Consider the following 12,069-nt stretch of genomic DNA (forward strand, 5'->3'; position numbering starts at 1 on the left):
TAGTCGAGCCGGTGTTCACCTCGGTCCGCTACACATGAGCCATGGGCAGTCAGCCGGTCGCACATCTCGTCGGGGACCGCCTGACGCAGCAGGTCGCGGCGTTCGGCCGGTGGGAGGACGCCGCCCGCGCCGGCGACGACGTCGCGATCCACCGGATGCGCGTGGTGTGCCGTCGGCTGCGGGCCCTGCTGGCGACCTTCCGCCCGGTGTTCGACCGCGCGCAGACCGATCCGATCCGTGCCGAGCTGGCCTGGCTGGCGGGGGTGCTCGGCGCCGCCCGGGACGCCGCCGTCGTCCACGACCGGCTCCGTGGCGCCGTGGACCAGGAGTCGCCGGCACTCGTGCACGGCCCGGTGCGGCACCGGCTCCGGACGACCTTCGAGGGACGCGGCAAGCCGGAGCTTCGCGCCGCGCTCGGCTCGCCACGGTACGCCGACCTCCGGGCCCGGCTGGGGGCGCTGGCCGCCGATCCGCCCTGGACCGAGCTCGCGGACCGGCCCGTCGGCGAGGTCGCGCCGCGCCTGCTGCGCAAGGACGGCAAGCGGGTGCGGCGCCGGGCCCGGCTGGCCGCCGGGGCCGGGACCGACGAGGCGTGGCACGACGCGCGCAAGGCGGTGAAGCGTCTGCGGTACGCCGCCGAGACGGTCGAGCCCGTCGCCGGCGGCCCCGCGCGCCGCCTGGCCCGCGACGCCAAGCGGCTCACCGCGACCCTCGGCGAGCTCCAGGACACGGCCATGAGCCGGCGGGAGCTCCCCGCCCTGGCCCGCGCGGCGGCGCGCGCCGGCGAACCGACCTTCACCTACGGACTGCTGCACGGCCGGGAACGGGCGAGGGCGGAGCAGCTGCGCGCCCGCTACTGCGCCTGGGACACGCTCGACATGTTGAAGTCCGGCACCCGCAGGGCCGGCGTCGCCGTCCGGGAGAAGTAGTCGTCGCCCCACTCGCGGCTGAAGGACGGCACGGTCTGCGAGGCGTGGGTGAAGCGGCGCAGCAGGTCGACCGGACTGTCGTTGAACCGGAAGTTGTTGACCACGCCGGTGATCTCGCCTCCCTCGATCAGGTAGACGCCGTCGCGGGTCAGGCCGGTCAGCAGCAGCGACTGCGGGTCGACCTCCCGGATGTACCACAGGCAGGTGAGCAGCAGCCCGCGCTCGGTGCCGGCGACCAGGTCCTCCTCGGTGCCCGACGCGCCGTCGACGGTGAGCACGAGGTTGTCGATGCCCGGCGTCACCGGCAGGCCGGTCATCGCGGCCGAGTGGCGGGTCTGGACCAGTGACGTGAGCACCCCGTCGCGGATCCAGTCGGTGCGCGCGAGCGGCAGCCCGTTGTCGAAGACCGACGTCTCGTTGCTCGACTGCGAGGCGACGTTGAACGGCGCGCACTGGATCGGTGCGTAGGCGGGGTCCGAGAAGAGGTGGACGCCGGTGGCGGCGAGCTGCTCGCCCACCCGGGTGCCGCCGCCCTTGGCGCTGTAGACCGACTGTCCCTCGTGGGCGACCCGGGCCCCGGCGTACCAGTAGGCGTCGATCATCAGGTCGGCCACCGCGCTCGGCGGCAGGATGGTGTCGTAGCGACCAGCCGGGAGGTCGACCTTGCGCTCCGCCCAGCGCAGCCGGCGGGCGAGCTCGGCGTCGAAGGCCAGCGGGTCGACGTCGCTGAAGTCGCGGGTCGCGCCGCCGACCCAGGCGCTGGTGGAGAGGTCGCTCGGCTTGCCGGTGCAACCGTAGTGGCCGGTCGGCTGCGCGTGACGGAGCCGCAGGCCGGTCGTCGAGCCGAGGTACGTCGTGGTCAGCTCGTGGTTGACGAACCCGTAGAGGACGCGGCCCTCGGCGCCCGCGCGGCCGAACGCCTCGCCGAGGGCGGGTGCGAGCGCGTCGTAGACGTGGATGTCGGTCGGCACCGGCGCGTCGTCCCAGTCGGTCGAGGTGGCGTCGGCGACCAGCTCCGCCGCGTCCTCGGCCGGGGTGGACGAGCGGGCCGCGCCGTCGGCGGCCTCGACGAGGGCCGCGACCCCGGCCAGGTCGGTGGCCGTGCCGGTGACGGATCCGGTCGCCACGCCGTCGGCGGTGCGCACGAACGAGATCACCGTGACGTCGACGCCGTGCATCACGCCGTTCGTGGTGAGCGTGTTGTTCGCCCAGCGCAGGTTGGCGCTGGTCCGGTCGCGCACGATCGCGATGCAGTTGTCGGCCGCCGAGGTGGCCAGCGCGTGCTCGACGAAGGTCTGGGGAGAGAGGGTCATCAGTTGCCCGCCTCGGTGAGGGTGTTGAGGATCCGGACTCCGCGGAAGAGCGACGTCGGGCAGCCATGGCTGACGGCCGCTACCTGTCCGGGCTGGGCCTTCCCGCAGTTGAACGCGCCGCCGAGCACCCAGGTGTCCGGGCCGCCCACGGCCTCGAGCGAGTTCCAGAAGTCGGTCGTGGTGGCCTGGTACGCCGCGTCGCGGACCTGGCCCACCAGCTCGCCGTCGGCGATCCGGTAGAAGCGCTGTCCGGTGAACTGGAAGTTGAAGCGCTGCATGTCGATCGACCACGACTTGTCGCCGACGACGTAGAGGCCGCGCTCGACCCGGCCGATCAGCTCCTCGGTGCTCGGGCCGTCCGGCGCCGCCTGGAGCGACACGTTGGCCATCCGCTGGATGGGGATGTGGCCGGGGGAGTCGGCATAGGCGCAGCCGTTGGAGCGATTGTCGTTGAGCTCGGGGTGCATGGCGGCCATCGACCGGTCGAGCTGGTAGCCGACGAAGGTGCCGTCCTTGACGATGTCCCAGCTCTGGGTGGCCACGCCCTCGTCGTCGTACCCGATGGTGGCGAGCCCGTGCAGATGCGTGCGGTCGCCGGTCACGTTCATCACGCCGCTGCCGTACTGCAGGGTGCCGAGCTGATCGGGTGTGGCGAACGACGTACCGGCGTAGTTCGCCTCGTAGCCCAGCGCCCGGTCGAGCTCGGTGGCGTGGCCGATCGACTCGTGGATGGTCAGCCACAGGTTGGAGGGGTGGATGACCAGGTCGTAGCTGCCGGCCTCGACGCTCGGCGCCTTGAGCTTCTCGGCGAGCAGTTCGGGCACCTCCTCGATCTCGGCGTCCCAGTCCCAGCCGCCCCCACCACCGGTGAGGTACTCCCAGCCGCGACCGACCGGCGGGGCGATGCTCGCCATCGAGTCGAAGGTGTCGGCTCCGGCGCCCATCGCCTCGAAGCCGGGGTGCAGGCGGATGCGCTGCTGGGTGGTGCGGGTGCCGGTGAGATCGGCGTAGTACTTGTTCTCGTGCACCTGAAGGAGGTGCGCGGAGGCATGGTCGACGGCCGCGCCGGTGCGCAGCCGGTTGGTCCAGTCGACCAGCAGTGCGGCCTTCTCGGCGACCGGTACGTCGAACGGGTCGACCTCGTAGGCCGACACCCAGGTGGCGTCGGCGTGCACCGGCTCGGGAGCCAGCTCGACCGGGCTGCCGGTCATCTCGGCGGCCACCCGCGCGACCGCGACGGCGGTCTCGGCGACCCGCACCGCCTCGTCGGTGGTGAGCACGACCCCCGACGCGAAGCCCCACGCGCCGCCGTGGACCACGCGCACCGCGAAGCCGAGGTCCTCGGTGTCGCTCGCCCCCTGGAGCGCGCCGTCGCGGACCGCGAGCTCCTGGTAGCGCACCCGCTCGAAGCGGAAGTCGGCGTGGCTCGCCCCGAGCTCGGCCGCCCGGGCGAGGGCCGCGTCGCCGAGGCCGCGGTAGGGGAGTGCGGTGAACGTCGGATCCAGCTCGCGGGCACCCATGCGGCGAACCTATCCGATGCTGTCCAGCGGATTTCGCGCGTCGGTCTGGGTGGGGTGGCCGGGTCTCTCGGATGGTGGCCGACACCACCCGCCGCGGGCCGATGCCGCAGGTCGGGGCCGGGTCAGGCCCGACCGACCGCGCACCAGGCGTTGCCGACGATCGTGATCGGCCCGTCGCCGAGCAGCTCCCGAGCGCGGTCGTGGAGCCGCTGCCGGCCGGCGTCGTCGAGTCCGGCGACGTGGTCGCCGGCGGGACCGACGCCCCAGGTGTAGGGCTCCCACCACTCCTCGAACGTGCCGTGGGTGACCTCGATCGTCAGCGTCAGCTGGCGCACATCGGCCAGCCCGGCGTCCCGGAACAGCGTGACGAGGTCGCCCTCCCGCTGACCGAGCAGGTCCGACTCGTCGTACGCCCCGGGGTCGGCCGCGCTCACCGCACGCCAGAACGGCGAGAGCGGGCCCGTCCCGTCGGCCGCGTGGTTCCAGGCGGTGGCGGCGACCGCGCCGCCGGGTCGCGTGACCCGGCGCATCTGGGCGATCCCGGCGGCCGGGTCGGCCATGAACGGCACCACGAGCTGGGCGAGCGCGGCGTCGAAGCTGTCGTCGGCGAAGGGCAGCTCCTCGGCGGGGGACTGCCGGATGTCGACGCCGGGCAGTCGCTCGCGGGCCGCCCCCACGAACGGCGTCGACGGGTCGACGGCGGCGACCTGGGCCGGACCGAGCAGCTCGACCAGCCGGCGGGTGAGTACGCCGGGGCCGCAGCCGACGTCGAGCACCCGATCGCTCGGCTCCACGCCGAGGGCCTCGAGCAGCTCGCTCGCGAGCGGCACCGAGTAGCGACCCATGAATCGGTCGTAGGCGTCGGCGGCCACGTCGAAGGCCATGCTCGACGGTACGCCCGATCAGCGGCTGATCGCCACCGTCGAGCCGCCCCGCGACTTGCTGACGAGCAGCTGGGTGGGGATCCGGTCGCGCATCTCGGCGACGTGGCTGACCACGCCGACCACCCGGCCGCCGTCGCGCAGGGAGTCGAGGGTGTCCATCACGTCGTCGAGCGTGTCGGCGTCGAGCGCGCCGAACCCCTCGTCGACGAAGAGCGTGTCGAGGTCGGCGCCGCCGGCCTCCTGGGTGACGACGTCGGCGAGCCCGAGGGCCAGGGCCAGGGAGACCACGAACGTCTCGCCGCCCGACAGCGTCGCCGGGTCGCGGGCCTCGCCGGACCAGTCGTCGCGCACCAGCAGGCTCAGCCCGCCCCGGGTCTCGCCGGCGCCGCGACGACCGGTGTGCTCGAGGGTGTAGCGCCGGTCGCTCATCCGGTCGAGCCGCTCGTTGGCGGCCGCGACGACCTGGGAGAGCCGGTAGGCGAGGACGTAGGCCGACAGCCGCATCTGGAGCCGGTTGTCGGCCGCCTTGCCCTCGACGAAGGCCGAGAGCCGGGTGAGTACGTCGAGCTCCTCGCTCACGGGTCGCCAGACCGCGACGGCCCGGGCGAGGTCGGCGGTGAGTCGCTCCAAGCGCTCGGCGCGAGCGTGCGTGGCGGCCTGCCGCGCATGAGCGTCGCGCAGTCCGCGCAGCGCCTCCTCGTGGGTCTGCGTGAGCACCGGCAGGTCGGGCGGGTCCGCCGCGGCGACCTCGTCGGCACCCGGCTCGGCCAGCACGGCCGCGACCGCGGCCAGGCGCCGGTCGTGGTCGGCGGTGTGCCGGGCCAGGTCGTCGTAGGCCCGCTGGTCGAGTGCCGCCGCCAGCGCCTCCTCGGATCCGGCGAACCCGGCGTCGACGACGGCGGACGCCAGCGCCTGCTCAGCCTCGGCGAGGGACCTCTCGGCGGCCGCCAACCGGTCGAGCGCGGCGAGACCGGCACGGGCGTCGTGCTCGGCCTGCTGGCAGGCGACGAGCTGGTGTTCGTCGTAGTCGACGAGCTCCCCACGGAGCGCGTCGGCCTCGGCGTGCAGGGCGTCGAGAGCGGCGGCGACCGCGCCGGCCTCGGTCGCGATCTCGGGCGGGACGGTGTCGACCCGTTCGGTCGCCGCCGCGAGCGAGGTCTGCAGGTCGCGGACCTGGCCCGCGCGGACGAACTCGGTGGCCGCCGCGTCGTCGGCCGCCTTCTGGGCTGCCTTCTCGGCCGCCTCGTCGGGAGCGTCGTGGGGAGCGGCCGCCTTGTGCGGGTGGTCGCAGGAGCCGCAGACCGGGCAGGAGCCACCGACGACGAGGCCGGCGGCGATCTCGGCGGCCATCCCGTTGACCCGCTGCTCCCGGAGCCCGATGGCCCGCTCCCGACGGTCGAGGGTCTCCTGCCGGGCGGCGGCGTGCGCCGCCTCGGCCTCGCCGAGCCGCGCGGTCAGGCTCGCCACCAACGCGTGCGCCTCGGTGCGGGCCCGCTCGCCGGCCGTGGCCAGCTCGGTGGCGCGTCGCTCCAGCCGGGCGGTCTCGGTGGTGACCGCCCGGAGCCGCCGGACCCGGGGCTCGAGCGCTCGGATGCGCGCGGCCCCGTCGACCGCCGCGGCGAGCGCCCGCTCGAGCTCGGGTCGGTCGTCGGTGGTCACGGAGCTGCGGGCGGCGCTGTGGGCCCGGCCGGCGGTGACCGCCACCCGGTGGAGGGGGACGACGCCCGCGGCCCGGCGGGCGGCCTCCAGCCGGCGCAGCGCGGCCGCGTGCTCCTCGGCGCTCGCCTCGAGCCGTGCCCGGTCGGCGGCGGCCGCGTCGATGCGGGCCCGCCGTCGGTGCAGGTCGCGCGCCCGGTCGAGAGCGGCGCGGGCGGCCGCCTCGGCCTCGGTGGCCATGGTCGCGGTCTCGGTCGCCTCGGCCGCGGCTGCCGCCGCGTCGGCGTGCAGGTCGCGGGCCCAGGCCTCGGGCGAGACGTCGGCGGACACCTCACTGCCGGTGGTCTCGCTGACCCGGCTCACCAGGTCGTCGACGGTGCGACCCGCCGCGTCGGTGCGCCGCCGCAGGTCGAGGCGGCGGTCGCGCAGCCACTTCTCGACGTCCTCGAAGCGGCCGGTGCGGAACAGCTGCTGGAGCAGCCGGTGGCGCTCCTCCGACCTCGCGCGCAGGAACGCCTGGAACCGGCCCTGGGGGAGCATGGCGACCTGGGTGAACTGCGCGACGTTCATGCCCAGCAGCCGCGAGACCAGGTGGCCGGTCTCGTCGAGCCGGGTGGACTGGGTGACCCACGTCCCGTGCACCCGCTCCGCGATCGTGACCGACGCCTGCTCGGTGGTCATGCCGTCACCACGCTTCTTGGGACGCTCCCAGGACGGGGACCGGGTGATCCGGAAGCGCCGGCCCGACAGTGTCGCCTCGAGCTCGACCTCCGGGCGGGTGCCGGGCGCCGCGAGGTCGGAGCGCAGCCGCTTCGCGGCGTTGCGGTCGCCGGGCACATCGCCGTAGAGCGCGAAGCAGACCGCGTCGAGCACGCTGGTCTTGCCGGCGCCGGTCGGGCCGGAGAGCAGGAAGAGACCGGCGGTCGACAGCTGGTCGAAGTCGACGTCGATGGTGCCGGCGAACGGTCCGAACGCCGTCGCGCGCAGCCGGTGCATCCTCACCAGAGACCCTCCGCGATCTCGCTGGACACCAGGACGTCGACCTCGGGGTCGTCGCAGCAGGCCTCGGTGGCGGCCTGGAGGAGGGCGGACTCCGCGGCCGTGGCCGGTGCGCCACGCAGCTCGGTCACGAAGTCGAGCGCGATCAGGTGGTCGGAGCGACCCTGGGGGCGGGCCGCGGGTACGCCGTGGGGAGCCGCGCCGGCCGGCTCGAACCCGATCACCAGCGTGTGCGGGAAGCGGGCACGCAGCCGCTCCATCGCCTGCAGCGGCCGGACGGCGTCGGTGAGCGTCGCCTGGACCCAGGCGTCCTCGTGCCGCCGGTGGGCGGGGTCGGCGAGCAGCTCGTCGACGGTGCCGCGGATCCGGGCCAGCCGGCGGGGGACGGGCGCCTCGACGAACTCGGCGGCGGCGAACCCGTCGGCGCCGAGCTCGACCAGCCAGGAGCCCTTGAGCTGGTCGGTCTCCGAGAACGAGTAGGCGAGCGGCGAGCCGGAGTAGCGGACGGTCTCGGTGAGCGTGTGCCGGCCGTGCAGGTGGCCGAGGGCGGTGTAGTCGGCACCCTGGAACGTGGTCGTGGGCACGAGCGAGACGCCGCCCACGCTGATGTCGCGCTCGGAGTCGCTCGGCTGCGCACCGGCCACGAACGCGTGCGCGAGCACGACGCTCCGGGTGCCCTTCGGGCGGCTGCTCCGGTCGGCGCGAACCCGGCGCATGGCCTCGTCGAGGGCCGCCTCGTGGGACCGGGCCGGCAGCTGCCACGGCTCACGGACGGCGTCGGGGTCGAGGTAGGGGATGCCGTAGACCGCCACGTCGCCGTGCTCGTCGTCGAGCAGCACCGGCGTGCCGACCCCCGCCGCGTCGGTGCGGATGAACACGCCCGCCGCGTCGATCAGCCGGGAGCTGAAGCCGAGGCGCTGCGCCGAGTCGTGGTTGCCGCTGGTCAGCACCACCTTCGCGCGGCTGGCGGCCAGGCGGGCGAGCGTCTCGTCGGCGAGCCGGACCGCGTCGACCTGGGGCAGCGCCCGGTCGTAGACGTCGCCGGCGACGACGACCAGGTCGACCCGCTCCTGCTCGACCACCGCGAGGAGGTGGTCGACGTACGCAGCCTGGTGCCCCAGCATGCCCTCGCGGTGGAAGGACCGCCCGAGGTGCCAGTCGGAGGTGTGGAGGATTCGCACACGGCAACGCTAGGAGGCGGCACCGACACTGCCCGGGAGCCCACGCCGAGCAGGGGGCGGAGAGGTGGGTTCGAGGCTCGCTGCGCTCGCACCTCAACCACCGGGTGGAGGGGTGGTTTCGAGGCTCGCTGCGCTCGCACCTCAACCACCGAGGTCGGTGGTTGAGGTGCGAAGGCGCGCTAGCGCCTGAGCCTCGAAACCACCACGCCGAGCGGCGCCTCAGGCGTATCGCACGACCCGGTCGGCGCGGGTGAACCCGTAGAGCGCGAGGCCGGAGGACTCGGCCAGCCGCACCGACAGCGACGTGGGCGCGCCGACGGCGACCAGGGAGCCGACACCGACGGCGACCGCCTTCTGCACGAGCTCGAAGCCGGCCCGGCCGCTCACCACCAGGCAGGCCTCGGCGGGGTCCGCGCCGGCGAGCACCCGGGCGCCCGTCACCTTGTCGACCGCGTTGTGCCGCCCGACGTCCTCGCGTACGACGAGCACCTCGCCGGCGGCGGTGGTCAGCGCGGCGGCGTGTACGCCGCCCGTGCGGTCGAAGACCTGCTGGTGCGTCTCGATCAGCGCGGGCAGCGACCGCACGACCGACGGGGCGGGCAGCGCGCCGGTCCACCGCGGCGACGACGGTACGTCGAGGGCCGCACTCACGCTGTCCTTGCCGCACACCCCGCACGCCGACGAGCCCGACGACTGCCCGACGTGCCGGTGCCCGGGCTCGCGCAGGGGTGGGGCGGAGAGGGTCACCGTGACGACGTTGAACTCCTCCTCGGGAGCCAGCGACACGTCGGTGCAGTACGCCACGCCGTGGATCGCCGCGGGCGGGCACAGGCCCTCGTGCACGAGCCAGCCGGCGGCGAGCTCGAAGTCGTGGCCGGGCGTCCGCATCGTGACCCAGACCCGCCGGGCCGGCGCACCCGGCCACGCGAGGCGGATCTCCAGCGGCTCCTCGGTCGCCAACCGGTCCTCGTGCTGACGCTCTCCCGACTCCAGCAGCACGCGCACCCGGGTCCGGACCGTCGGCCCGGGACGCCGGGGACGGTCGAGGCTCATGCGGGCGGGTAGGCGCGTGCGGTCGCCAGGCGGCGGGCGAGGTCGTCAGCGCAGTCGGCGAGGCGACGCCGGACCGACAGGTCCAGGGACTCGTCCGCGGCCAGCGCCCGCGCGCGGTCCAGCGTCGAGTCCGACAGGGGCGTCACCGGGAAGAAGAACTCGGTCGCGTCGGCCAGGACCCACCCGCTGCGCACGGCCACGGTGTCCGGCAGCTCGTCGAAGTACCGGTCGACGTACGGCGCCAGCAGCTCCTCCTGGCCGCCTCGCCACATGCCGAGGCCGGCGGCCTCCAGCTCGTAGTTGGGTACGTCGAGCGCGCCGGTGAAGACCGACCATGCGTGCGCCTTCGCCTCGGCCGTGGGCAGCGAGACCAGCGCCTTCATGTGCTCGACCCGCGAGTGGCCGGTCGGCTCGGCGTCCAGCGCGGCGAGCAGCTCCTCGGGGTCGGTCTCGCCGAGCACCGCCAGGCGCACCAGCAGCCGCCAGCGGAGGTCGACGTCGAGGTCGATGCCGTCGGGGGTCACGGCGAGCCAGGAGCGCAGCAGGCTCGGGTCGGTGGCGGTCGAGATCGCCATCCGGAGCCCGGCGAGCTGGTGCTCCGACCCGGCGATCGTGGTGGCCATCTTCTGCAGCGCCGCTGCGTGCACGCGCTCCAGCGAGCCGGCCGGGGCCAGCGGCAGCACGTCGCTCAGCAGCCACGAGCCGAGTCGGCGCTTGCCGTCCTCGGTGGACTCGACCGGCGGGCTCGCCACCACGAGGTCGACCACGTCGGCGGGGGACAGCGCGGCGTCGTGGAACCCGCTGCGCACGTTGTTCCAGATGCCGGCGCGCAGCGCGTCGTCCTCGACGTCGGGCAGCAGGGTCTTGAGATGCTCGACGGTCGTGGCGTCGGGGCGGACCACCGCCCAGCTGTCCTCGTAGGGATCGAGGACGACCGCGTCGCCGCCGACCTCGAACGGCGTCTGCGGCGCGTCGATCTCCAGCGTCCGGGTGCTCCACTTGCCGTCGGTCGCGACCGCGACCCGGAAGGTGTGCGAGCGGTCGGCGGGATGCTCGGCCGGGGGAGTACGACGCAGGACGCCCGCCGCCCGGTCGAGCACGATCGTGTCGGGGCCGGCCGTGCGCAGCCAGTTGGAGGTGAACGACGACAGGTCGTCGGCGCCCGCGCGCTCCCACGACTCGAAGAGGTCGTGCATGGTCGCGTTGCCGAACCGGTGCCGGGCGAAGTGGTCGATCGCGCCCGCGAAGAACACCTCGTCGCCCAGCGACGCGGCGAGCTGCTTGAGGATGCTCGAGCCCTTGGCGTAGGAGATGCCGTCGAAGTCCTGCAGCGCCGCGCTCGCGTCGGACGCGCCGTTGCCGGCCACCGGGTGGGTGGTCGGCCGCAGGTCGGCGTACAGGCCCCACTGCCGCCGGGCGTAGGCGTTGTCGACCCACGCGTCGTCGTACTCGGTCACGTCGGCGGTGACGCGGTTGCCCATGTACTCGGCGAAGGACTCGTTGAGCCACAGGTCGTCCCACCACGCCGGCGTGACGATGTTGCCGAACCACTGGTGCGCCATCTCGTGGGCGAGCGTGGTCGCGCGCTGGATGCGCATGCCGCGGGTGACCCGGCTGGTGAAGACCAGGGGGTCGCGGAAGGTGACGCAGCCGGGGTTCTCCATCGCCCCCGCGTTGAACTCCGGCACGAAGGCCTGGTGGTAGTCGCCGAACGGGTAGCGGATCCCGAAGAGCCGGTGGAACTCGTCGAAGCACTGCTTGGTCATCGTGAAGAGCTCGTCGGCGTCCGCGTCGAGCGCGCTCGCGATGCTGGCCCGGGCCGACAGGCCGAGCGGGATGCCGTCGTGCTCGTCGCGGATCACGTGGTACGGCCCGGCCACCACGGTCACGAAGTAGGTCGAGAGCGGCTGGCTGCGCTGGAACTCCCACAAGGCCGAGCCCCGCGACCCGGACTCGGTCCGCTCGCCCGGCGCGTTGGCGATCACGGTCCAGGTCTCGGGTGCCTCGACGTGGAGCGTATATGGCGCCTTGAGGTCGGGCTGGTCGAAGCAGGCGAACACCGAGGGCGCGGCGTCCATGAACATCATTCCGTAGACGTAGGACTTGCCGTCGGCCGGATCGCTGCTGCGGTGCAGACCCTCGCCGTCGTTGCGGAACGGCATCACCGCGTCGACCACCAGCTCGTTGACGCCCGCGACGGTCTCCAGCGGCAGCCGCCCGCGATCGAGCAGGTCCGCGTCGAGCGGCGACCCGTTGAAGGTGAGCCGGTTGACCCGCACCGGCTTGAGGTCGACGAACGTCGGGCCGCCCCGGCTGGTGAAGCGGATGGTCGTCACCGACCCGAAGGTCTGGTCGTCGCTGGCGAGGTTGAGACGGACGTCGTACTCCTCCACGTCGAGGAGCTCGCGCCGCGCGATCGCCTCCGTGTGGTGGAGGCTTTGGTACGGACTGCTCACGCGGCCACCCTACGTCGGCTTATCGTGACCCTGTGGTGACGGTTGGGACAGCGGTTGGGGCGGCGGTCGGAGGAGCAG

The 12,069-nt window shown here is 74.0% G+C and carries 8 protein-coding genes; 1 reads left to right on the forward strand and 7 read right to left on the reverse strand.

Annotated elements, in window-relative coordinates:
• Positions 1-41: 41 nt before the first annotated feature.
• Positions 42-929 (forward strand): CHAD domain-containing protein, encoded by an 888-nt coding sequence (locus FHU40_RS24085; protein ID WP_183595035.1) that lies wholly within the window; start codon positions 42-44, stop codon positions 927-929.
• Here the strand turns inward: FHU40_RS24085 and FHU40_RS24090 are convergent.
• The 7 genes from FHU40_RS24090 to pepN all read right to left on the reverse strand — a co-directional run bounded on the left by FHU40_RS24090 (position 854) and on the right by pepN (position 11,991).
• Entirely contained in the window at positions 854-2,242 is a 1,389-nt protein-coding gene (locus tag FHU40_RS24090) for a TldD/PmbA family protein (RefSeq protein ID WP_183595036.1), read from the reverse strand. The two genes, FHU40_RS24085 and FHU40_RS24090, sit on opposite strands and share 76 nt — an antisense overlap.
• Positions 2,242-3,762, reverse strand: coding sequence for a TldD/PmbA family protein (locus FHU40_RS24095; RefSeq protein ID WP_183595037.1), 1,521 nt, complete (start codon positions 3,760-3,762; stop codon positions 2,242-2,244). Before FHU40_RS24095 ends, FHU40_RS24090 begins: the two co-directional genes overlap by 1 nt.
• Positions 3,763-3,884: 122 nt before the next feature.
• On the reverse strand, positions 3,885-4,646 hold the full coding sequence (locus FHU40_RS24100) for a class I SAM-dependent methyltransferase (RefSeq protein ID WP_183595038.1): 762 nt from the start codon (positions 4,644-4,646) through the stop codon (positions 3,885-3,887).
• Between the two features lie 18 nt (positions 4,647-4,664).
• Positions 4,665-7,298 (reverse strand): AAA family ATPase, encoded by a 2,634-nt coding sequence (locus FHU40_RS24105; RefSeq protein WP_221200264.1) that lies wholly within the window; start codon positions 7,296-7,298, stop codon positions 4,665-4,667.
• 2 nt (positions 7,299-7,300) lie between these two features.
• Positions 7,301-8,482, reverse strand: coding sequence for an exonuclease SbcCD subunit D C-terminal domain-containing protein (locus FHU40_RS29765; RefSeq protein ID WP_183595040.1), 1,182 nt, complete (start codon positions 8,480-8,482; stop codon positions 7,301-7,303).
• Positions 8,483-8,701: 219 nt separating this feature from the next.
• Complete coding sequence (locus FHU40_RS24115) at positions 8,702-9,535, reverse strand: formate dehydrogenase accessory sulfurtransferase FdhD (RefSeq protein WP_183595041.1); 834 nt, start codon at positions 9,533-9,535, stop codon at positions 8,702-8,704.
• Positions 9,532-11,991, reverse strand: coding sequence for an aminopeptidase N (pepN, locus tag FHU40_RS24120; RefSeq protein ID WP_183595042.1), 2,460 nt, complete (start codon positions 11,989-11,991; stop codon positions 9,532-9,534). Before pepN ends, FHU40_RS24115 begins: the two co-directional genes overlap by 4 nt.
• Between the last annotated feature and the right edge of the window lie 78 nt (positions 11,992-12,069).

The sequence above is a fragment of the Nocardioides soli genome (assembly GCF_014191495.1).
In the GTDB taxonomy this organism is placed as follows: Bacteria; Actinomycetota; Actinomycetes; order Propionibacteriales; family Nocardioidaceae; genus Nocardioides; species Nocardioides soli.